This window comes from Phyllobacterium trifolii, assembly GCF_014192095.1.
In the GTDB taxonomy this organism is placed as follows: domain Bacteria; phylum Pseudomonadota; class Alphaproteobacteria; order Rhizobiales; family Rhizobiaceae; genus Phyllobacterium; species Phyllobacterium trifolii.
Genome location: NZ_JACHXN010000008.1, coordinates 145,659 through 166,817, shown reverse-complemented (window position 1 = coordinate 166,817; position 21,159 = coordinate 145,659). Strand labels below are relative to the sequence as shown.

At 56.2% G+C, this 21,159-nt stretch carries 20 protein-coding genes and 1 riboswitch; of the genes, 14 read left to right on the top strand and 6 right to left on the bottom strand.

The genetic code is table 11. The annotated features are described in order from the left end of the window. Position 1 precedes the first annotated feature (1 nt). The gene (locus FHS21_RS14275) at positions 2-1,168 is read right to left on the bottom strand and encodes an isobutyryl-CoA dehydrogenase (protein ID WP_112528666.1); all 1,167 of its coding nucleotides are present in this window, start codon (positions 1,166-1,168) and stop codon (positions 2-4) included. Positions 1,169-1,275: 107 nt separating this feature from the next. Between FHS21_RS14275 and FHS21_RS14270 the strand changes: the two genes are divergently transcribed. The 10 genes from FHS21_RS14270 (at position 1,276) to cobM (ending at position 11,766) form a co-directional block, all read left to right on the top strand. Next, positions 1,276-2,736 (top strand): cobyric acid synthase, encoded by a 1,461-nt coding sequence (locus tag FHS21_RS14270; protein ID WP_112528664.1) that lies wholly within the window; start codon positions 1,276-1,278, stop codon positions 2,734-2,736. A 56-nt stretch (positions 2,737-2,792) separates the two neighbouring features. Continuing rightward, positions 2,793-3,028, top strand: a riboswitch (cobalamin riboswitch). A gap of 49 nt (positions 3,029-3,077) precedes the next feature. Beyond that, positions 3,078-3,257 (top strand): CbtB domain-containing protein, encoded by a 180-nt coding sequence (locus FHS21_RS14265; protein ID WP_112528662.1) that lies wholly within the window; start codon positions 3,078-3,080, stop codon positions 3,255-3,257. Between the two features lie 126 nt (positions 3,258-3,383). Next, positions 3,384-4,109, top strand: coding sequence for a CbtA family protein (locus FHS21_RS14260; RefSeq protein ID WP_112528660.1), 726 nt, complete (start codon positions 3,384-3,386; stop codon positions 4,107-4,109). Beyond that, positions 4,109-4,630: a bifunctional adenosylcobinamide kinase/adenosylcobinamide-phosphate guanylyltransferase gene (cobU, locus tag FHS21_RS14255; protein ID WP_112528658.1), complete on the top strand. Its 522-nt coding sequence runs from the start codon at positions 4,109-4,111 to the stop codon at positions 4,628-4,630. Before FHS21_RS14260 ends, cobU begins: the two co-directional genes overlap by 1 nt. A 4-nt stretch (positions 4,631-4,634) precedes the next feature. Further along, on the top strand, positions 4,635-5,687 hold the full coding sequence (gene cobW, locus FHS21_RS14250; RefSeq protein WP_112528656.1) for a cobalamin biosynthesis protein CobW: 1,053 nt from the start codon (positions 4,635-4,637) through the stop codon (positions 5,685-5,687). An 11-nt stretch (positions 5,688-5,698) separates the two neighbouring features. Then, positions 5,699-9,427 (top strand): cobaltochelatase subunit CobN, encoded by a 3,729-nt coding sequence (gene cobN / locus FHS21_RS14245; RefSeq protein WP_183662359.1) that lies wholly within the window; start codon positions 5,699-5,701, stop codon positions 9,425-9,427. Positions 9,428-9,453: 26 nt separating this feature from the next. Next, positions 9,454-10,092 carry a cob(I)yrinic acid a,c-diamide adenosyltransferase gene (gene cobO / locus FHS21_RS14240; RefSeq protein WP_112528652.1) on the top strand — a complete coding sequence of 213 codons (639 nt, stop codon included), beginning with the start codon at positions 9,454-9,456 and terminating at the stop codon, positions 10,090-10,092. Positions 10,093-10,180: 88 nt separating this feature from the next. Then, entirely contained in the window at positions 10,181-10,612 is a 432-nt protein-coding gene (locus FHS21_RS14235; RefSeq protein WP_112528650.1) for a tellurite resistance TerB family protein, read from the top strand. After that, positions 10,609-11,001, top strand: coding sequence for a cobalamin biosynthesis protein (locus tag FHS21_RS14230; protein ID WP_112528648.1), 393 nt, complete (start codon positions 10,609-10,611; stop codon positions 10,999-11,001). Before FHS21_RS14235 ends, FHS21_RS14230 begins: the two co-directional genes overlap by 4 nt. Positions 11,002-11,004: 3 nt before the next feature. Then, complete coding sequence (gene cobM, locus FHS21_RS14225; RefSeq protein ID WP_183662358.1) at positions 11,005-11,766, top strand: precorrin-4 C(11)-methyltransferase; 762 nt, start codon at positions 11,005-11,007, stop codon at positions 11,764-11,766. Here the strand turns inward: cobM and FHS21_RS14220 are convergent. Further along, positions 11,758-12,504, bottom strand: coding sequence for a cobalt-precorrin-6A reductase (locus FHS21_RS14220; RefSeq protein ID WP_112528644.1), 747 nt, complete (start codon positions 12,502-12,504; stop codon positions 11,758-11,760). The genes cobM and FHS21_RS14220 overlap by 9 nt on opposite strands. Next, positions 12,497-13,612, bottom strand: coding sequence for a cobalt-precorrin-5B (C(1))-methyltransferase (locus tag FHS21_RS14215; protein ID WP_183662402.1), 1,116 nt, complete (start codon positions 13,610-13,612; stop codon positions 12,497-12,499). The genes FHS21_RS14220 and FHS21_RS14215 overlap by 8 nt, the downstream gene beginning before the upstream one ends. Positions 13,613-13,716: 104 nt before the next feature. On the opposite strand from FHS21_RS14215, the gene cobA reads away from it, so the two are divergent. From cobA to cbiB, 4 genes are read left to right on the top strand one after another with little or no spacing between them, the layout of a single operon-like run. Beyond that, positions 13,717-14,556 (top strand): uroporphyrinogen-III C-methyltransferase, encoded by an 840-nt coding sequence (cobA, locus tag FHS21_RS14210; RefSeq protein ID WP_112528642.1) that lies wholly within the window; start codon positions 13,717-13,719, stop codon positions 14,554-14,556. Beyond that, positions 14,553-15,851 (top strand): cobyrinic acid a,c-diamide synthase CobB, encoded by a 1,299-nt coding sequence (locus tag FHS21_RS14205; protein ID WP_112528639.1) that lies wholly within the window; start codon positions 14,553-14,555, stop codon positions 15,849-15,851. The genes cobA and FHS21_RS14205 overlap by 4 nt, the downstream gene beginning before the upstream one ends. Beyond that, on the top strand, positions 15,851-16,864 hold the full coding sequence (cobD, locus tag FHS21_RS14200; protein ID WP_112528637.1) for a threonine-phosphate decarboxylase CobD: 1,014 nt from the start codon (positions 15,851-15,853) through the stop codon (positions 16,862-16,864). Before FHS21_RS14205 ends, cobD begins: the two co-directional genes overlap by 1 nt. 28 nt (positions 16,865-16,892) lie before the next feature. Continuing rightward, positions 16,893-17,873, top strand: coding sequence for an adenosylcobinamide-phosphate synthase CbiB (gene cbiB / locus FHS21_RS14195; protein WP_112528635.1), 981 nt, complete (start codon positions 16,893-16,895; stop codon positions 17,871-17,873). A 6-nt stretch (positions 17,874-17,879) separates the two neighbouring features. On the opposite strand, the gene FHS21_RS14190 is transcribed toward cbiB, so the two are convergent. Genes FHS21_RS14190 through FHS21_RS14180 form a run of 3 tightly spaced genes read right to left on the bottom strand, consistent with a single transcriptional unit; the run spans position 17,880 to position 21,149 of the window. Continuing rightward, positions 17,880-18,701, bottom strand: a complete 822-nt coding sequence (locus FHS21_RS14190; protein WP_112528633.1) for an ABC transporter permease — start codon at positions 18,699-18,701, stop codon at positions 17,880-17,882. Beyond that, the gene (locus FHS21_RS14185; protein WP_112528631.1) at positions 18,698-19,645 is read right to left on the bottom strand and encodes an ABC transporter permease; all 948 of its coding nucleotides are present in this window, start codon (positions 19,643-19,645) and stop codon (positions 18,698-18,700) included. Before FHS21_RS14185 ends, FHS21_RS14190 begins: the two co-directional genes overlap by 4 nt. Before the next feature lie 22 nt (positions 19,646-19,667). Then, positions 19,668-21,149, bottom strand: coding sequence for an ABC transporter substrate-binding protein (locus tag FHS21_RS14180; protein WP_112528629.1), 1,482 nt, complete (start codon positions 21,147-21,149; stop codon positions 19,668-19,670). Positions 21,150-21,159 lie beyond the last annotated feature (10 nt).

Sequence of the window (21,159 nt, the reverse complement as noted above, 5' to 3'; positions counted from 1 at the left end):
TTTAGTGACTGGTCATATGCCGTGCGATGATGACGCGCATGATTTCATTCGTTCCTTCGAGTATCTGGTGAACGCGCAGATCACGAACGATCTTCTCGATGCCATAATCGTGCAGATAACCGTAACCACCATGGATCTGCAGCGCGTCGTTGGCGACATCGAATCCAACATCTGTAACGAAGCGCTTGGCCATGGCTGACCACTTCGAGGCGTCGTGGGCCTTCCGGTCGAGCTTCGATGCAGCCGTGTAGAGCAGCATTCGCGCCGCCGAAAGATCGGTCTCCATGTCGGCAAGCTTGAACTGTAACGCCTGGAACTGGTTGATCGCCTTGCCAAAGGCCTTACGCTCGGAGGCATAGGCTACGGCTTTGTCCAGCGCCGACTGCGCACCGCCGAGAGAGCAGGCCGCAATATTGAGACGTCCGCCATCAAGGCCACCCATGGCGATTTTGAAGCCGTCGCCTTCCTCGCCAAGCCGGTTTGCCACCGGAACCCGGCAATTATCGAAAATGACCTGTCTCGTGGATTGAGCATTCCACCCCATCTTGAACTCATTTGCACCAAACGAAAGGCCGGGGGCGTCCTTCGGGATTGCAACCGCTGAGATGCCCTTCGGTCCGTCCTCGCCGGTCCGTACCATTGTCACGTAAACGTCGGAGTCGCCGGCACCTGAGATAAACTGCTTGGCGCCGTTGAGCACATATTCATCGCCGTCGCGCACCGCGCGCGTCTTCAGTGCTGCAGCATCGGAACCGGAATTGGGTTCGGTCAGGCAATAGCTGGCTAACCACTCCATGGACGTCAATTTCGGTACAAATCGCAGACGCTGTTCCTCGTTGCCAAAGAGATCAATCATCCATGTCCCCATATTGTGGATGGATATGAACGCCGAGAATGCAGGGCAAGCCGCCGACAGGGCTTCGAAAATCAGAACGGCATCAAGCCGCTTCAGCCCTGAACCGCCCACATCCTCGCGCACATAGATGCCACCCATCCCAAGCGGACCGGTTTCACGAATCACATCTGCGGGAAAATGCTTTTCGCGATCCCAGGCGAGCGCATTGGGCGCCACACGATCAGCGGCAAACGCACGGGCCATGTCCTGGATTGCCAGTTGGTCCTCGTTCAGCTCGAACTGACCGGTAGCCGAATCGACCAGCGTGTCCATTGTAACCTCCCTGTATTCTTGTTCCGTCCACTCTATCCCAAGCACCAAGTGGCGCAACGTCTTCGGTGGGGCTAGGAAGAGAAAGACATATCCGCTACTCAAAGCCCATGACGCACGCAATCATGTTGCAGGGAACTGGCTCGGATGTTGGGAAATCGGTCCTCGTGGCCGGACTTTGCCGGCTAGCGCGCAATCGCGGCTTGAAGGTGCGCCCCTTCAAGCCGCAGAACATGTCCAACAATGCCGCCGTAAGCGACGATGGCGGCGAGATCGGCCGGGCGCAATGGCTGCAGGCACTGGCTTGCGGCGTGCCTTCATCAGTGCACATGAACCCAGTGCTGCTGAAGCCACAATCGGAAACCGGCAGTCAGATCATCGTGCAAGGCAAGGTCTGGGGGCAGGCCAAGGGCCGCGACTATCAGAAATTCAAGTCACAGCTGCTCGATGCGGTCATGGCGTCGTGGGATGTCGTGCGGGACGGTGCGGATCTGGTTATGGTCGAGGGGGCGGGATCGCCTGCGGAAATCAATCTGCGCGCTGGCGATATCGCCAATATGGGTTTTGCCACCCGCGCCAACGTTCCGGTTGTGCTGGTGGGCGATATCGATCGTGGCGGGGTGATTGCATCGATCGTCGGCACGCACGCGATTCTTCAACCAGAGGATCGTGACATGATCGTTGGCTACATCATCAACAAGTTTCGCGGCGATATTTCGCTGTTCGATGATGGACTCAAATCCATAACGCAATTTACTGGCTGGCCGTCATTCGGCGTTGTGCCATGGTTGAAGGATGCTTCGCGGTTACCCGCTGAGGATTCAGTCGTGCTGGAACGCCTGGTTAAAGGCGAGGGGCGTGCACTCAAAGTTGTCGTCCCTATCCTCGACCGGATTGCTAACTTTGATGATCTCGATCCGCTGATGGCAGAGCCGCTGGTGGACGTGGTCATGGTAAGAAGTGGCGAACGGCTGCCTGCGGATGCCGGACTTGTGATCATTCCCGGTTCCAAATCCACGATTGGCGATCTCTTGGGCTTCAAGGAAAATGGCTGGGACCGGGATCTCGATATGCACAGGCGGCGCGGCGGTCATATAATTGGCATCTGCGGCGGATATCAAATGCTCGGCCGCACTGTCCGCGATCCCGATGGAATTGAAGGAAATGTCACGGAAGTAGAAGGTCTCGGTCATCTCGATATCGATACGGTCATGGAACCGGAAAAGACGGTGCGCAATGTGGATGCTCATTCGCTACAGTTCGATTTGCCATTGAAGGGCTACGAGATTCACCTTGGTAGAACAACGGGACCGGACTGCGAGCGGCCAACAGTGCGTGTCAATGGCACAGCTGACGGTGCTGCCTCCAGGGACGGCAAAGTTTTTGGCAGCTATTTGCACGGGTTGTTCGTGGACGATGGCTTCCGGGCGGCATTTTTACAATCCATGGGAATTGCTGCGGACGCGCTCGATTATCGTGCCGGGGTAGACCAGGCTCTCGATTCCATAGCCGGCCAACTGTCTGACGTGCTCGATATCGACCGGCTGCTCGCGCTCAAATCACAGCGATGACGCGGCAGCCGCGGTTGACGTCGCAGTTTCGTTTGACATTCGTGGCGCTTGGTGAATAACGTCACGGCATGATTGGTTCCCGATATCGGCCAAAGGCCAAGGGATCAAAAGGGAATGCGACGGCCGTACCCATCAGGGCGACCTATCCGCAGCCGACCCCGCGACTGTAGAGCGGCGAGGGTCAATGTCATCGCCAGAAGCGAAAGCTGATGGCAGCCACTGGGAAACCGGGAAGGCGGCATTGATCTTACGACCCGCGAGCCAGGAGACCTGCCAGTCATAGGGCAATAGTGCCCAAAACCGAAGGGGATTGTCCCTTCTGGCCCTGCACGGAGGTTGTTATGGCTGCTACTCGTACTTCGACTACGATTTCTCTCCCGCTCGCATCGCGTCTGACCACGGCGGTGTTTTCGCTTATGCTCGGCGTGTTCATCATATACGGTGTCGGTCTTTCGCATTCCGAAACGCTGCATGATACCGCGCACGACACCCGCCATTCATATGGATTTCCCTGCCATTGAGCTTTTCACTAGCTGAATAGACGATTCAGCTATCTGCTCTTACGCATTGAAAAATTACAATTTGTTTGGACCGGGGCCTTTTTCAGGTACCCGGCGTCTCGCTTTAGGGATCGGGGAGTGAATTCCATGTTGGTTAAATATCTTCTGGCTACCATCGTTGCCGGTCTGTTTGCCGGTATTCTTTTGACACCGGCGATGTATGTGCGGAATGTTCCGCTTATTCTGCATGCCGAGGAATATGAAAACGCCGGCGGTCATGAACATAGCCATGACGCTGCAGCGGCGGCGACTGAGGCTGCACCCGCTGCCGTAGCCCCGCACGAACATGAAGAAGAGGCAAGTCCTGCGCTTCCATTCGGCCGCTTTGGCAATACGCTGCTGATCAATCTCGTTGCCGGTGCTGGCTTTGCCCTCATCACAGGAGCTGCCGCACTTTTTCTGGGTCGCAGGATCACGCTGCAAAATGGTATTTATTGGGGTCTTGCGGGCTTCTTTATTTTCAATCTTGCGCCTGCATTCAGCCTCGCTCCCGAATTGCCGGCGATGCCGGCAGCCGACCTTGCCACGAGGCAGGCATGGTGGCTGATTACAGTTCTGCTGACGGCAGGCGGCGTTTATCTCATCGTGCTTCGCGACGAGATCTGGGCAAAGGTGCTGGGCATTGCGCTGATCGTGGCTCCACACGTTTATGGTGCGCCTGAAGCCGATGATCTGACCTCAAGCGTACCGCCGACATTGGCTTCCGAATTTGCCGTGTCGACACTAGCAACCAACCTGTTCTTCTGGGTGGTGCTTGGAACCGCGCTTGGCTGGGCCATTCAACACTACGCGCAATCGGAGCTGGATGCCTGATGCAACTGGAACGCAGAGCAACCTTTGTTTTGGGCGGCGCGCGTTCCGGTAAATCCTCTTTTGCCGAGGGGTTGATCGAAGCGTCTGGTTTGGATGCGGTCTATCTTGCTACTGGCAGAGCATGGGACAATGAAATGTCAAAGAGAATAGCGCAGCACAAGCAACGGCGCGGCGGCTCCTGGACAACCATTGAAGAACCACTTGATCTGGTCGGTGTGCTGCAAAGAGAGTGCACCGGCAACCGTGCCGTTCTTGTCGATTGTCTGACTTTGTGGCTCACCAACCTGATGATGTCTGAGAAAGATATCGAAACCGAGACAGCGCGGCTTGTTGCGGTGCTGCCCACATTCAAAGGTGCCGTGGTGCTCGTCTCCAATGAGGTAGGCCTCGGCATCGTGCCGGAAAACCGCATGGCGCGCGACTTTCGCGACCATGCAGGCCGGCTCCATCAAGCCGTGGCTGCTGCTGCGGCTCAGGTCTATTTCGTGGCGGCAGGCCTGCCGCTCAAAATGAAGGGATAACACCATGCAGGGTCAAAAGATTCCGGCAACGGTCATCACCGGCTTTCTCGGTTCGGGCAAGACGACGATGATCCGCAATCTCCTGGAAAATGCCAACGGCAAGCGCATCGCGCTCATCATCAATGAGTTCGGCGATCTTGGCGTTGACGGCAACTTGCTTAAAGGGTGCGGTATCGAAGCGTGCCGCGACGAGGATATGATTGAACTGAACAATGGCTGCATCTGCTGCACCGTTGCCGATGATTTCATTCCGACCATGACCAAACTCTTGGATCGCCCGGATCGCTTCGATCACATCGTCATCGAGACCTCGGGGTTGGCCCTGCCGCAGCCACTGGTTGCCGCGTTCAACTGGCCGGAGATCAAGACACAAGTCACCGTCGACGGTGTGGTGACCGTCATTGACGCAGCCGCGGTTTCGGAGGGACGTTTTGCCGACGATCATGACAAGGTCGACGCGCAACGCGAACGGGATGAATCGCTTGATCATGACAGTCCACTGGAAGAGCTGTTCGAAGACCAGATCCGTGCTGCCGATCTAATCATCCTCAACAAGTCCGATCTTATCAGCGATGCCGAGCTGACGAGTGTTCGCAGTGACGTGCAGAGCCGATCCACGCGCTCGCTGAATATGGTTTCGGCAAGCTTCGGCAAGCTCAGCAATGAATTGTTGCTTGGGCTGGGCGTCGGCACCGAGGAAGACATCGCCAACCGCCAGTCGCATCATGAGATGGAGCATGCGGCGGGCGAAGCGCACGATCATGATGAATTCGAGAGCTTCGTTGTTGGTCTCGGCCCTGTCGCCGAGCCCAAATCATTCGTCGAAAAGCTCAAAGCAGTGATTGCCGATCATGACGTCTTGCGGCTCAAGGGCTTCGTCGATGTTCCCGGCAAGCCGATGCGTCTAGTAATTCAGGCCGTCGGTTCACGTATCGAACATTATTTCGATCGCAGTTGGAACCCCGGCGAAGAGCGTCAGACGCGGCTCGTCGTGATTGGTTTGCACGATATCGATACGGCGGCCATCTCAACGGCAATGAACGCTGCCGCGGCCTGATAGGAAACTGAATGCATCTCCTGCTTGCCCAGAAAGGCACGATCGCTGAAGGCGCCGAGGCCATAGACCTTGGCCAGACGCCGGGAGATGTGTTGTTTCTTTCCGCTGCCGATACGGAACTGGCAAGCCTTAGCTCTGCCCGGCGACAAAACGACGTCGTATCGTTACGTCTTGCCAATATGATGGCTCTGGCACATCCCATGTCGGTCGATGCCTATGTTGAGCGTACGGCGCGCCATGCAAAGCTTATTGTTGTGCGGATTATCGGCGGCGAAAGCTATTGGCCTTATGGGCTGGAGGCGTTGCATGCGTGCGCCGTTAATCACAAGGTACAGCTTGCGGTGCTGCCAGGTGACGATAAGCCGGACCCCGGGCTGGACCGGTTTTCCACGATTTCACGACAGGATCGCGATGCGCTCTGGCACTATCTGCTGGAGGGCGGCGTGCAGAACGCCCTACGTTTCCTCGATTATTGTGGATCACTGATCGACGGCAAGGACAAGCCGCAGGAAGCAGCGCCGCTTTTGAAAGCCGGGTTGTGGAGGCCGGGCAGCGCCGCGCCATCGCTGGAAGAATTGCGTGGACAATGGCAGGATAATGCATCGGTCGTTGCGATCTGTTTTTACCGCGCACTGGTGCAGAGCGGGCAGACGCAGCCGGTCGAAGCTTTGATCGATGCGCTGAAAGCCAAGGGGCTCAACCCTTTACCGGTGTTCGTTTCCAGCCTGAAAGATCCGGTATCTGTGGCGACGCTAGAGAGCATTTTCGGCGAAGCGCCGCCTGCGGTCGTGCTCAACGCTACAGGGTTTGCCGTTTCCGCGCCGGGCAGCGCACGCAAAGCTACCGTGCTCGAACACCACGGCGCCGTGGTGCTACAGGTTATCTTTTCCGGATCAAGCATCGAACAATGGCGCGGCTCCGATCAGGGATTGTCAGCCCGCGACCTGGCAATGAATGTGGCACTACCGGAGGTCGACGGACGTGTTCTTTCGCGCGCGGTGTCATTCAAATCCGCACGGCATTATGACGAGGGGACGCAAGCCAATATCGTCACGCATGAACCGATGGCCGACCGCGTGGAGTTTGTTGCTGCGCTGGCCGCGAACTGGGCGCGGCTTCGTGCTGCGAAGCCTGCTTCGCGCCGCGTCGCTCTCATTATGGCCAATTATCCCAATCGCGACGGCCGGCTTGGCAATGGTGTGGGTTTGGATACGCCTGCGGGTACCTGGCATATCCTGCATGCGATGCGCGAGCAGGGCTATCCGGTTGCCAGCGTACCAATCGACGGCGACGCGCTGATCAATCATATGATGGCGGGTCCGACCAACGCAGCCCGCGATGGTCGGGAAATCCGCGAAACCATTTCCTTGAATCAATATAGAAGCTTCTTCGAACAGCTTCCGCAAACGATTCAAGCCGCTGTCACCTCGCGCTGGGGGCAGCCTGACGCCGATCCATACTTCATTCAGCAGGCTGAGATATTCGCGTTGCCGCTGGCGCGTTTTGGTGAAACGCTGGTCGGCATCCAGCCAGCACGCGGTTACAATATTGATCCAAAAGAAACCTACCATTCACCAGACCTTGTGCCGCCACACGGTTATCTGGCTTTTTACGCCTATCTTCGCGAAGTTTACGGCGCGCATGCCATTGTGCATGTCGGCAAGCACGGCAATCTCGAATGGCTGCCGGGCAAATCTCTAGCGCTGTCGGAAAACTGCTATCCAGAAGCAGTGCTTGGACCGGTGCCGCATATCTACCCGTTTATCGTCAATGATCCGGGCGAGGGAACCCAGGCCAAGCGCCGCTCATCCGCCGTCATCATCGATCATCTGACGCCGCCGCTCACCCGCGCCGAGAGCTATGGTCCACTCAAAGACCTCGAAGCGCTGGTAGATGAATATTACGAGGCGTCCGGCGTCGATCCGCGCCGTCTTGTGCGTCTTAAGGCGCAAATTCTCGATCTGGTGCGCGATATCGGGCTCGACAGCGATGCCGGCATTCACGATCATGACCCGGACGATCTCGCTCTGCAGAAACTCGATGCGTATCTTTGCGATTTGAAGGAAATGCAAATCCGCGATGGCCTGCATGTTTTTGGACGATCGCCGGAAGGGCGTCTGCTGACCGATCTCGTGGTTGCGCTGGCGCGGGTGCCACGCGGAGCTGGCCATGGCGCCGATCAGAGCCTGCAGCGGGCGATTGCGCTCGATCTTGGGCTGGAGGGCTTCGACCCGCTGGATTGTGAGATGGCCAAGTCATGGGACGGGCCTCGCCCCGATATCTTGCAAGCTATTTCGGATGAGCCTTGGCGCATCACCGGCGACACCGTCGAACGTGTCGAGCTGCTGGCCGCCAAATTGGTGGCCGGAGAGGTGGATTGCACTCAGGATTGTGCCGCGACAATTGCCGTACTTGACGGCATCCGCACCAACTTGCGTTCTGCTGTTACCGCTTGCGGCGATGCCGAGATGAATGCGTTGCTGGCGGCACTGAACGGACGTTTCGTTGCGCCGGGGCCGTCGGGGGCACCAACTCGCGGGCGCCCGGATGTCTTGCCGACAGGGCGAAACTTCTTTTCTGTCGATACCCGCGCCGTACCAACGCCTGCCGCATGGGAACTCGGACAAAAATCCGCCGAGCTTCTGATCCGACGCTACACGCAGGATCATGGCGAATGGCCGACCTCATTCGGCCTTACGGCCTGGGGCACGTCGAATATGCGCACCGGCGGCGACGATATTGCGCAAGCGCTGGCACTGATCGGTGCCAAGCCGGTGTGGGATATGGCCTCGCGCCGGGTTACCGGTTACGAGATCATCCCGACGGCCATGCTTGGTCGTCCACGCGTCGATGTAACCTTGAGAATTTCGGGGTTCTTCCGTGATGCATTTCCAGACCAGATAGCGCTGTTCGACACGGCAGTGCGGGCTGTGGGCGCTTTGGATGAAGATGCCGAGGATAATCCTATCGCCGCGCGTATGCGCAGCGAGCAAGCGCGGCTCATTGGAGAAGGCACAGAAGAAAAGCTGGCCAGACAACGCGCCGGTTTTCGCGTATTCGGCTCCAAGCCTGGTGCCTATGGTGCTGGTCTGCAAGCACTCATGGACGAAAACGACTGGACAAAGCGCGACGATCTGGCCGAAGCCTGGCTCGTCTGGGGCGGCTATGCCTATGGCGCGGGCATCGAGGGCAATGCTGAGCGGGGCTTGCTCGAAGAACGGCTGCGGGACGTCAACGCCGTCGTGCAAAATCAGGACAACCGCGAGCACGATCTGCTCGATTCCGACGATTACTACCAGTTCGAAGGCGGTATGTCGGCGGCGGTGGAACTTGTCTCGGGCGAGCGCCCTGCCATCTACCACAATGACCATTCACGTCCGGAAAAACCCGTTATCCGCACGCTTGAAGAAGAAATCGCCCGTACGGTTCGTGGCCGCGTGACCAACCCGAAATGGATTACTGGCGTGATGCGCCATGGCTATAAGGGCGCATTCGAGATGGCGGCGACCGTGGACTATCTTTTTGCCTTCGCCGCTACCACTGGCGCTGTCGGCAACCACCATTTCGAAGCCGTCTATCAGGCATTTCTGGTAGACGAAGACGTGCGGAATTTTCTGGCCGAGAAGAACCCGCATGCCTTGCGTGATATTGCGGAAAAGTTGGAACAGGCGGTTACGCGCGACTTCTGGAGGCCGCGGTCCAACTCGGCGCGCTACGATTTAAGCAAACTTGCCGCTTGATAATTTGATTCGGAAGGGGAAGCCAAATGGCTGAAAAGTCACAAAAATTGCAGAATCTGACCGAAGCGGAAATCAATGAGCGGCACGCCGACAAGATGCGCAAGAAGAAAGCCGTGCGTGACAAAATTCTGGCAACAAAGACCGACGAAAAAGGTCTGGTGATCGTCAATACCGGTAAAGGAAAAGGCAAATCCACGGCCGGCTTCGGCGTTGTGTTCCGGGCGCTCGGCCATGGCATGAAGATCGGCGTCGTCCAGTTCGTCAAGGGATCATGGGATACGGGCGAGCGTTGGGTCCTGGAGAAATTCCCCGAGCAGGTAACGATTTCCGCCATGGGCGAGGGATTTACGTGGGAAACGCAGGATCGTGCCCGCGATATCGCCATGGCGCGCGATGCGTGGGAACAGGCCAAGATGATGATCCTCGACGACGAAACCGAGTTGGTGCTCTGCGACGAACTGAACATTGCCCTGCGTTATGACTATCTGCCGGTCGATGAAATCATCGAAGTTCTGAAGCAGAAGCCGCATATGAAACATGTGATCATCACTGGCCGTAACGCCAAGGATAAGCTCATCGAGTTTGCGGATCTTGTCACCGAGATGGAAATGATCAAGCATCCTTTCCGATCGGGCATCAAGGCTCAAAAGGGCATCGAATTTTAATTTTGTAGATGCTGGCCTGAGGCGTTTTCGCTACTTGAATTCGGCTGTCTGTACTGCAATCAATCAGTAGAGACAATTTGGGGGTAAAATGAGCGAAAGCATTTTTGATCGGATTGCGACATTTCTGGGTACGAAAAGTGCGGTGCAGAAGGTTGCCGATGACCCAGTGTTGACAGCAGAACTTTTGCTGCTGCTGCACATAGCACTGGCGGATGGAAAGACTGATAAAGCCGAATACGGCGCGATTCTGCGTGTCGCTTCGAATGATTTCGGAATTTCGCCCGAGGAGTTCGGAGAAGTCGCTGAATACCTCAAGGACTTCGGTTACGAGACCACAAGTACCCAAGCCGCGCTGGCCTTTGCGGACGTGTCGTTTGAACGTAAGGTTCAGTTGCTGCGTCATCTTTTGGCGATTGCGAATGCCGACGATGAATTGGATGCCAAGGAAGCCAATCTGATCCGCAAGACGGCCGATCTTTTGGGCGTGACACCGGAAGAATTGCACAAGAAGCACGTATGATTTCGTCAATCTATGCGCTGGGAGTGGGGTGCGAACGGGGATGTGCGCCCGACGAGCTCTTCGACCTCGTCAACAAGGTCTTGCAAAACGCGGCCATTGAGCCATCGAATATAAGTGGCATACATTCGATAGACTTGCGACGTGGCGAGCCAGCCATTGTAGATGTGGCGCGGAAATTCAACCGCCCTGTTTGCTACTTCAGTGCTTCCATTCTGGAAGAACAGACACCGAGTTTGCTGAACCCGTCCGATCGCGTTTTTGCGCTGATGGGATGTCACGGCGTGGCTGAAGCCGCCGCGCTTGCAGGTGTTGGACCGACAGGCGTATTGGTCGTTGGAAAAACAAAATCGGCTCATGCCACAGCAGCATTGGCTGTAACAAAGAGATAAAAAATGACGGTCCATTTTATTGGAGCAGGCCCAGGCGCCCCCGACCTTATTACTGTGCGCGGATTAAAACTGATTCAATCCTGTCCGGTCTGTTTGTATGCAGGATCATTGGTTCCAGCGGAGATGGTCGCGGAAGTACCCGAAAACGCACGCGTGGTCGATACATCGTCGCTCACGCTTGATGAGATCATTGCAGAGTTCGAGACGGCTCACGCGGAAGGTAAGGATGTGGCGCGCGTTCATTCCGGGGATCCGTCGATATACGGCGCGGTGGCAGAGCAGATGCGGCGTCTTGATGCATTGGGCATCCACTATGATGTGACGCCCGGCGTTCCGGCATTTGCGGCCGCCGCTGCCGCCTTGAAAAAAGAACTGACGGTTCCGGAAGTATGCCAGACCATCATCCTGACGCGCACTTCCGTCAAATCGTCCTCTATGCCGGAAGGCGAGGATCTGGCAACTCTTGGGAAATCGGGTGCGACGTTGGTTATTCACCTTTCGATCCGCAATCTGGCACGTATCGAGACCGAACTTACCCCGCTCTACGGCGCTGATTGTCCTGTCATTGTTGCCTATCGCGTGGGCTGGCCAGACGAACAGTTTATTCACGGAACGCTCGCCGATATTATCGGCAAGGTAAAAATGTCGGGCTTGAATCGTTCAGCGATGATTTTTGTTGGGCGCGGTCTAGCGGCAGATACTTTCCGGGATTCGGCTTTATATCACAAAGGTCACACGCACTCGCTGCGCAAGCGTTCAAACTGAGCCAAAAAGTTTATCAACGAACAGGATAACGCTTTCGATATCGGCCACACTATGGGTGCTGGGGCGATGGGGACGATCAATCATGATCACAGGAATACCGAGATCGCGCGCCGCCTTGATCTTGGTGTAGGACGCGGTCCCGCCGGAATTGCGGCAAACGATATGCGTGAGGCGTTTCGTCGTCAGGAAAGCAGTCTCGTCATCAACTTTGCCAGGCTTCGACAATTCAAGTTCGAAATCCACGAGATCAAGCGGCGCTTCAGGTGGATCTATCATTCGCACGACAAAATGCACGTCGCCGCGACGGGAAAATGGTGCGATGTGTTGTCGTCCAAGCGCGAGCAGCACACGTGCCTTTGCGGGGATGAGAGAAACCGCGTCTTCAAGTGACGCCACAATCGACCAGCTATCGCCAGGTTTGGTGTGCCAAGCGGGGCGCTCCAGCCGAACGAAAGGCGTTTTCGTTGAAGCTGCTGCAAGGATGGCATTGTCGGAGATCTGCGTTGCGAAAGGGTGTGTTGCGTCGATGAGCAGAGATATTTCCTGTTTCACGATGTATGCAATGAGGCCTCTCGCGCCGCCAAAACCGCCGATGCGAACTTCGCCCTTGAGTGTTGCCGGATTAAGCGTACGTCCCGCCAAAGATGAAATCACGCGGTGACCCTGCGCGGCGAGACGAGACGCGAGTTTTGACGCCTCGGCGGTGCCACCCAGAATGAGAATTGGACCATTAGACACGGGAAAGAACTGTACCCTTGCGATCGGTAACGATCACCTCTACTTCGACCGGGGCGCCCTTGAGTGTGGCAAGAGCCGTTTGCCTGGCCCGTGTGGCAATGAGACTGGCGAGATCAATTCCCATAGATTGTGTCAATTCAAGCACTTCCTGCGCAGTGTTGGCATTCAGAATCCGCTCCCTCACACTCGGATCGAGGCCTAGTTTTTCAGCTTCATCAGCAAGAAAAGTCATGCTGACCTGGCTGCGGCCAGAATGAAGATCGAGCGCGCCCTGTGCCAGTTTTGTCAGCTTGGCAAAGCCGCCGGCAATTGTCAGCCGATCGATTGGATGAACGCGCAGGTATTTCAGCAAACCGCCGGCGAAATCGCCCATGTCGAGAAGCGCAATCTCCGGCAAATGATAAATGGCTTGCGCCGCATCCTCGGAGGTGGATCCGGTTGCGGCGAGAACATGCTTAAGGCCTGCTGCACGTGATACGTCAATGCCGCGGTGGATAGAGTGTATCCAAGCCGCGCAAGAGAAGGGGTGAACGATGCCAGTGGTTCCTAGTATCGAAATGCCGCCGACTATCCCAAGACGCGGGTTCCAGGTTTTCTTTGCCAGCTCTTCGCCTTCAGGCACAGAGATTGTGATGACGAGATCCGCCGGTAGATCATATTGTGCGCAGATTTCCTCACAAATCCGGCTCATCATTTCGCGAGGAACCGGATTGATTGCCGCTTCTCCGGGAGGGATCGGCAACCCCGGCAGGGTGACCGTGCCAACGCCTTCGCCTGCGACAAACTGTATGCCGCTTCCGGGCGGGGCGGGAAACACCGTCGAGATTATCGTGGCACCATGCGTGACGTCGGGATCATCGCCGGCATCTTTGACGATGCCTGCCATTGCATAACCATCGCCGATCGATTCGATCGCCAGCTGGAAGTGTGGAACTTCGCCCTTTGGCAGAATGATCGCTACGGGATCGGGAAATTCGCCTGTGATCAACGCGATCAATGCCGCCTTGGTCGCAGCGGTTGCACAAGCACCCGTAGTCCAGCCGCGGCGCAAGGGCCGTTCGCTCGTCTCGTCGGGTTTCCGCTGTCCTGCATCGGGTTCGTCGCTCATGCGGGTCTTATAGACCAGCTTCTGCACTCGTTGCATGATTTTTCCGATAAGTTCATGCTTACGGCCAGAAAAATTGTGCTATGCGCAAAAGATCGGAACGAGCGATGAGCGCAATGAATTCGAAGCTGCCAGTTTTTGAAACCGGACACGTATGGCTGGTAGGAGCAGGGCCAGGTGATCCTGGCCTGTTGACTCTACACGCTGTCAACGGGCTCGAACAAGCCGACGTCATCGTCTACGACGCTTTGGTCAATGAAGATTGCCTGTCTTACGCTGGTCCCGAAGCAGCGTTGGAGTATGCCGGCAAACGGGGCGGGAAACCATCTCCGCAACAACGCGATATATCACTTCGACTTGTCGAACTCGCAAAGTCCGGCAAGCGAGTGCTGCGCTTGAAAGGCGGTGACCCTTTCGTTTTCGGACGAGGCGGTGAGGAAGCGTTGACCTTGGTTGAACATCAAGTGCCATTCCGGATTATCCCCGGCATTACGGCCGGGATAGGTGGTCTTGCCTACGCGGGTATCCCCGTCACTCACCGCGAAACCAACCAAAGTGTTACCTTCCTGACCGGACATGATGCTACAGGCCTCGTTCCCGATTCGATGGACTGGAATAGTATCGCCAAGGGTTCTTCGGTCATCGTCATGTATATGGCAATGAAACATATCGGACTGATTGCTTCGCGCCTGATTGCTGCTGGTCGCTCCAGGGACGAACCAATCGCTTTCGTCTGTAATGCCACCACGGGCCATCAGAAAGTGCTTGAGACAACGCTCGAGAGGGCCGAGACTGACGTTCAGCAGTCGGGCCTCCGCCCTCCCTCCATCGTGGTGGTGGGACAGGTTGTCCGCTTGCGTGCGGCACTCGACTGGCTCGGCGCGGCAGAAGGTCGTGTGCTTAAGCAGGATCCGCTTGGAACCCGCCGGGAAAAGGATGCGGGATGAAAGGCATGATTGTTGCCGCTCCGTCGTCTGGCAGCGGCAAGACGACCGTCACGCTTGGACTGTTGCGCGCTCTTCGAAATCTCGGTGTGGAGGTTGCGCCGGCAAAAGCCGGACCCGATTACATCGACCCGGCTTATCACGCGGTGGCGAGCGGTAGTCCTTGCGTCAATCTCGATCCTTGGGCGATGCGGCCGGATTTGATCAGTGCATTGGCTGCGCGTCATACCGAAGGCAACAAGACGCTCGTGGTCGAAGGTATGATGGGCCTTTTCGATGGTGCCAGCGATGGGCGGGGGTCTGCCGCCGATCTTGCAACACATCTGTCGCTTCCAGTTATTTTTGTTGTCGACTGCGCGCGGCAATCGCATTCGATTGCCGCACTCGTTAGTGGTTTTCGAGATTTTCGCCGTGACGTGATGATAGCGGGCCTAATCCTTAACAGGGTCGGCAGTGTCCGCCATGAGACGATGCTCCGTTCCGCACTGGAACACGTCGGCATACCAGTTCTTGGTTGCTTGCCGCGTGACGAGGAATTGCAATTGCCGGAACGGCATCTCGGGCTCGTACAGGCGGGTGAACATCTCGAACTTGAGGCTTTCATCACGAACGCAGGTAATATCATTGGCCACAGGATCGATCTCGAACAGATCCAGCAAATGGCCAATCGCTATGGTCCCACAGGATCGATGGCAAATGTATCCCGCATTCCGCCTCTCGGACAAAGGATAGCCGTTGCGCGTGACAACGCATTCGCATTTTCCTACTGGCATCTGCTGGACGGCTGGAGGCGGCGCGGCGCCGAGATAAGCTATTTTTCACCGCTTGCGGATGAAGCGCCGGCCGGAGACAGCGATGCAATCTATTTGCCCGGAGGTTATCCAGAACTTCACGCCGGGCGCCTTGCCCAGTCAGAAAACTTTGCCTCGGGTATGAAATCGGCTGCTGCCGACAAAATTGCGATATACGGCGAGTGTGGAGGATACATGGTGCTGGGCGAGAGCATCGAGGATGCTGCGGGCAAAGTGCATCCGATGCTCGGACTCCTGCCTGTCGAAACAAGTTTTGCAAACCGGAAGATGCATCTTGGTTATCGTCGCCTCAAACCACTTGTGGCGGCTCCGTTTCAGACAGAGCTTACGGGACACGAATTTCACTATGCCAGTATTGTCCGCGAGGGCGTCGCCGAACGGCTCTTCCGGGTTCGGGACGCACTGGGTGAAGATTTGGGCGAAGCCGGGCTGCGCGCCGGATCGGTGAGCGGCTCATACATGCACATAATTGATTTGGCGGAATAATGCAGATTGAACATGGAGGCGCGCTCGATCGCGCTGTGGAACGTTTCGGTGGCGCGCCATCCGACTGGATTGATCTTTCAACCGGTATCAATCCGGAAGTATTACCGCTGCCGCCGATTGGTCTTGAAATCTGGAACCGCTTGCCGGACGAAAAACTGCTCACGTCAACCCTTAACGCCGCCCGAAAATATTATGGCGCGGGGGCTGAGGCGGGAATCGTTGCAGCGCCAGGCACACAATCGCTTATTCAAATGCTGCCTGATGTTGTGGCTGCCAAAGGCGAAGTCGCGATCGTCGGTCCGACCTATCAGGAACACGGTGCATCATTCCTCAATGCAGGCTGGCGGATTTCGAGTTGCGTGAGCATCGACGAGATTTTGCCAACTTCGAAGGTTGCGGTTGTGGTCAATCCGAACAATCCGGATGGACGAATTGTCTTAAGGGCATCTTTGCTTGAACTTGCTGGGCGAATGGAGAGCAGAGGTGGCGTCCTGATTGTCGATGAAGCTTTTGCCGATGCCCATCCAGAAGCAAGCATCGCAGACCACACAGGAATAAGTGGGCTGATTATCCTGAAATCTTTTGGCAAATTCTTCGGCTTGGGAGGACTGCGATTGGGTTTTGCGTTGACGACGCACGATATTGCGCAGGCCCTCAAGCTTCGGCTGGGTCCGTGGGCGGTATCGGGTCCCGCCCTAACCATCGCATCCCATGCGTTTGCCGATGAAATCCTCCTTGCAGGTTTTGCGAAGCGGTTGAGGGCCCGTCGCGAGCTGCTTGGACGCGTCCTAGCAGAAGCGGGTCTTTTCCAAATTGGTGGCACAATGCTGTTTTCGCTGGTGGAGTTTAAGCAGGCTCAGCAGCTTCATGAAGCTTTATGCGAGCAACACGTGCTGACGAGAAAATTTGACTACGCGCCACAATGGTTGCGTTTTGGTCTGCCATTGAATGAGAATGAGGCTGAACGATTGCAGCAACGTCTTCGTATTGCGCTAAGTGCAATACCCAGCTGATTTTTGATTCAACAGGATCGAATTATTCATGGAAATCAATCTATTGATTCTGTTTCTTGCCTTGCTTGCCGATCGAACTTTCGGTGATCCTGATGGGTTGTGGCGGAAAATCCCCCATCCTGTCGTTCTATTTGGCAAAGCGATCGAACTGGCCGACAAACAGCTCAACAAGGCTAGCGATTCGGACGATGAAAGACGGCGTGATGGTTTCCTCGCGATGCTGGGTTTGTTGGTGCTGGCAGCGTTCATTGGTTTTCTCGTGCATCTCGCGCTGCAGACGATTCAGCCCTTTGGCGGTTTGATCGAAGCGCTGATTGTTGCGGTATTTCTGGCACAGAAGAGCCTCGGCGAACATGTCGAGCGTGTCGCGATCGCCCTGCGCGAGGAAGGTATCGTCGGTGCTCGCCGCGCCGTCTCGATGATTGTCGGACGTGACCCCGAAGTACTCGATGATGCTGCGGTAAGCCGCGCCGCCATCGAAAGTCTTGCGGAAAATACTTCCGATGGCATCATCGCGCCGGCATTTTGGTATGCCCTGCTGGGGCTTCCCGGACTTTTTGCCTACAAAATGTTAAATACGGCGGATTCGATGATCGGGCATTTGAATGATCGTTACCGTGATTTCGGGCGATTCGCGGCCAAATTCGATGATGTTGCCAATTGGATACCCGCAAGATTGACCGGCCTTCTAATCTCGGCGGCAGCCTGGGTCGTGCATGGCCATGATGCAGCGCTTCGCTCGTTCAATGTGATGATGCGCGATGCGCGGCTACACCGCTCGCCCAACGCGGGGTGGCCCGAGGCGGCGATGGCGGGGGCGATCGAAGTGGCACTTGCAGGCCCCCGCGTCTATGGCGGCGTGATAGCGAACGAACCGATGCTGAACGGTGCAGGGCGCCGCGATGCCGGAGCCGAGAACATCGAGGACGCGCTTAACATTTTCAGCGTGACGACCGGAATTTTTACAGCCGCAATCCTGGCTCTGTTTTTACTAGGACTGTTTTTGTAGTGGCAATCACTGAAATTTTGGGTCAAGCACATCGCGCAAACCATCGCCGAGCAAGTTAAACCCGAGAACCGTGATGACAATCGCGAGACCGGGAAACAGCGCTATGTGCGGTGCCAAGCCAATCATTGTCTGGGCTTCGAACAGCATTCTACCCCAGCTCGGCATCGGAGGTTGTGAACCCAGTCCAACATAAGAAAGACCTGCTTCTGCGAGAATGCCGAGCGAAAACTGGATGGTCGCTTGCACGATTAAAAGCGACGCGAGATTCGGCAAAATGTGATCACGCGTAATGCGCGCCGGGCTTTTACCAATAGCGCCCGCCGCTATCACAAACTCACGCGACCACAGGGAGAGGGCAGCGGCGCGGGCGACGCGCGCAAAAACCGGGACATTGAAAATGCCTATGGCGATAATTGCGTTGATCGCGCCTGGGCCGAAAACCGCGGTAATCATCACCGCGGAGAGTAACGCGGGAAAGGCGAAGACAAGATCGTTGAGGCGCATCAGAACCTCGTCGACAAAACCGCCGGTTGCAGCACCCCACAGGCCAAGGGGCACGCCAATGCCAGCGCCAATTGCTACTGAAACTGATGCTACAGCGATGGAATTACGGCTCCCGACCATGATCATCGACAGAATGTCACGACCAAAATGATCTGTGCCGAGCCAATGCGCTGCGGATGGCGGCTTTAGCTTGCCTGCGATATCGAGGGCGCCCACCGGATAAGGCGTCCAGACGAATGACACCAATGCCACAAGCGCGATCAGACTCGTGACGATAAGGCCGACGCAAAAGGATCTGTTCGCCAGTGCATTGCCGATACTCATGAGCGGCCCCGCAATCGGGGATCTACTATGGCGTAGGAAAGATCGACCAGCAGATTGACAAGGATCAGAGTAGCAATGAGCAGCATGACGACGCCCTCGACCACAATAAGATCCCGCTGGGTGATTGCCTGGAACACCAAACGACCGAGGCCCGGCAGATAGAACACGTTCTCGATGATGATCGTGCCAGCAAGCAGGAATGCGAATTGCAAGCCAAGAATAGTTAGAACGGGGATAAGAGCATTGCGCAGCGCGTGGCGGTATAAAACCTGCCGCCTGCTCAAACCCTTGGCGCGAGCCGTGCGGATATAGTCCTCCCCGAGTACTTCCAGCAGAGCGGAGCGCGTAACGCGGGCAAGGATCGCGGCTTGGGGGAGGGCAAGTGCAATAGACGGCAGAATCAGCGATTTGAGGCTCACACCGAAGCCTGCGCCCCACCCCGGGAAGCCGCCGGCCGGAACAAGCCTCAACGTCACTGCGAATAGATAGACCAGGAGGAGGGCGAACCAAAAATTTGGTATCGCTACACCCACCTGCGCAACTCCCATGGCTAGCGTACCGGAGAACTTGCCGCGTTTTGACGCGGCAAAAATGCCGACAGGAAGTGCGATCAACGTGGATAATGCCAACGAGATCACAGCGAGCGGCAATGAAACAGCAACCCGCTCCTTGATGAGGTCAAACACGGGAACCGAATACGTATAGGATTTGCCAAGGTCTCCGGTCAGCAGCCCGCCGAGCCAGCTGAAATATCGTATAGCGAGCGGTTGATTGAGACCCATCTGCTCTTGCAGATTGTGGACGGCATCCTCGGTGGCATTCATCCCCAGCATCAGTCGAGCGGGGTCACCCGGTACGATTTCAAGCATCGCAAAAACAACAAGCGACGCGGCGAGAAGCGTGAGGATGGCGATCAACGCTCGCTTCGTTGCATAAGTCAACATCGAATGGGCGCACCAGACCGCATCAGTCCAGCCACTTCACAGAGGTTAAATCATTGGCCTGAATCGGTCCATTTTCCCAAAGTCCCTCAATCTTCGCGTCCCAGACGCCAGTTTTTGGAAGCTGAAACAGGAACGCCGCAGGTACGTCTTTTGCGAGCAATTTTTGCGCCTGCTGGTAAAGTTCGGTGCGTTCGGCGCCATCGGAAGTGACGTCTATCTGTTTGATCAGTTCCTTGAAGGCCGTGCTGTCATAATTGAAATAGTAGTCGTCGCGGGAAAAAATGTTCAGGTCGTTCGGCTCGGTATGAGAGACGATCGTCATGGCATAATCTTTGTTCTTAAAGACCTGATCCAGCCATTGCGCCCATTCCACCGGGATAATTTCCGCGTCGATGCCGATTTCACGCAGTTCGGCTGCGATAATTTCACCGCCGCGCCGGGCGTAGGTGGGTGGCGGAAGTTTCAGCGTTGTCTTGAAGCCGTCAGGATGACCGGCCTCCGCCATTAGCTTCTTCGCAAGTTCCGGATCGTAAGCAGTTTCCGCTGTCAGATCGACATAGGCGGGGTGATGCGGCGGAAAGAATGATCCGATGGGCGTCCCAAATCCGAACATTGCACCATCGATCAACGACTTCCGATCAATGGCGTGGGTGATGGCCTGACGGACCTTTGGATTGTCAAAGGGCGGCTTCTTGTTATTCATGCCGAGAACCGTCTCTCCTTCGGTCGTGCCGATGACAACTTTGAAACGCGGATCAACCTGGAACTGCGGGATGGTTTCATAACTCGGAAAAACCGGAAAAGCCTGGACGTCACCTGCCAAGAGCGCCGCCGTTGCAGCAGCCGGATCTGGGATGACCCGGAATGTGGCTTTGTCGAGCAATGCTGGTTTTCCCCAATAATCGGCATTTTTCGCAATGACAATCTGCGAGCCCTTCGCCCAGCTATCGAATTTGAATGGACCAGTTCCGACAGGTTTGTCCTTGTTCGTCCCGGCGCTTTCAGGCGCGACGATGACCGCATCGCCCCAGCCCATATTGTAGAGGAAATCACCGCTCGGCTGTTTCAGAGCCACCTTGACCGTTAGTGGATCAACAACGTTGACAGTATCGATGGCTGAAAACAGACCCTTTTGGGCGTTGGTGGATTTGTCGCCACGAGCACGATCGAGCGAAAATTTGACATCATCGGCGTCGAACGCTGTGCCATCGTGAAATTTGACGTCCTTGTGCAACTTGAACGTATAGACCTTGCCGTCGTCCGATTGTGTCCAGCTTTCGGCGAGGGCGGGGAGGACGTTCCCCTTTGGACCAATGCGTGTCAGCCCCTCAAAGATATTCGCATAGACGATCTCGTCGATGGCTGCCGCGGCGCCCGCGGTCGGATCGAGGTGCGGTGGTTCCAAAACGATGCCGAGAACAAGGTTGGTCTTCGCGGCAAAGGATGCTGAGGACATCACCAAGCTTATTGCCACACCGGCGATGGCTAACTTCCATGATTTCATCCAGTAACTC

Excerpts from the sequence above, each read along its gene's own strand:
- cobA (WP_112528642.1), top strand. The coding sequence starts at position 13,717 with ATGAGCGCAATGAATTCGAAGCTGCCAGTTTTTGAAACCGGACACGTA.
- cobM (WP_183662358.1), top strand. The coding sequence starts at position 11,005 with ATGACGGTCCATTTTATTGGAGCAGGCCCAGGCGCCCCCGACCTTATT.
- FHS21_RS14260 (WP_112528660.1), top strand. The coding sequence starts at position 3,384 with ATGTTGGTTAAATATCTTCTGGCTACCATCGTTGCCGGTCTGTTTGCC.
- cobN (WP_183662359.1), top strand. The coding sequence starts at position 5,699 with ATGCATCTCCTGCTTGCCCAGAAAGGCACGATCGCTGAAGGCGCCGAG.
- cobO (WP_112528652.1), top strand. The coding sequence starts at position 9,454 with ATGGCTGAAAAGTCACAAAAATTGCAGAATCTGACCGAAGCGGAAATC.
- FHS21_RS14185 (WP_112528631.1), bottom strand. The coding sequence starts at position 19,645 with ATGTTGACTTATGCAACGAAGCGAGCGTTGATCGCCATCCTCACGCTT.
- FHS21_RS14180 (WP_112528629.1), bottom strand. The coding sequence starts at position 21,149 with ATGAAATCATGGAAGTTAGCCATCGCCGGTGTGGCAATAAGCTTGGTG.
- cobD (WP_112528637.1), top strand. The coding sequence starts at position 15,851 with ATGCAGATTGAACATGGAGGCGCGCTCGATCGCGCTGTGGAACGTTTC.
- cobU (WP_112528658.1), top strand. The coding sequence starts at position 4,109 with ATGCAACTGGAACGCAGAGCAACCTTTGTTTTGGGCGGCGCGCGTTCC.
- FHS21_RS14270 (WP_112528664.1), top strand. The coding sequence starts at position 1,276 with ATGACGCACGCAATCATGTTGCAGGGAACTGGCTCGGATGTTGGGAAA.
- FHS21_RS14215 (WP_183662402.1), bottom strand. The coding sequence starts at position 13,612 with ATGAGCGACGAACCCGATGCAGGACAGCGGAAACCCGACGAGACGAGC.
- FHS21_RS14265 (WP_112528662.1), top strand. The coding sequence starts at position 3,078 with ATGGCTGCTACTCGTACTTCGACTACGATTTCTCTCCCGCTCGCATCG.
- FHS21_RS14190 (WP_112528633.1), bottom strand. The coding sequence starts at position 18,701 with ATGAGTATCGGCAATGCACTGGCGAACAGATCCTTTTGCGTCGGCCTT.
- FHS21_RS14275 (WP_112528666.1), bottom strand. The coding sequence starts at position 1,168 with ATGGACACGCTGGTCGATTCGGCTACCGGTCAGTTCGAGCTGAACGAG.
- cobW (WP_112528656.1), top strand. The coding sequence starts at position 4,635 with ATGCAGGGTCAAAAGATTCCGGCAACGGTCATCACCGGCTTTCTCGGT.
- FHS21_RS14205 (WP_112528639.1), top strand. The coding sequence starts at position 14,553 with ATGAAAGGCATGATTGTTGCCGCTCCGTCGTCTGGCAGCGGCAAGACG.
- cbiB (WP_112528635.1), top strand. The coding sequence starts at position 16,893 with ATGGAAATCAATCTATTGATTCTGTTTCTTGCCTTGCTTGCCGATCGA.
- FHS21_RS14230 (WP_112528648.1), top strand. The coding sequence starts at position 10,609 with ATGATTTCGTCAATCTATGCGCTGGGAGTGGGGTGCGAACGGGGATGT.
- FHS21_RS14235 (WP_112528650.1), top strand. The coding sequence starts at position 10,181 with ATGAGCGAAAGCATTTTTGATCGGATTGCGACATTTCTGGGTACGAAA.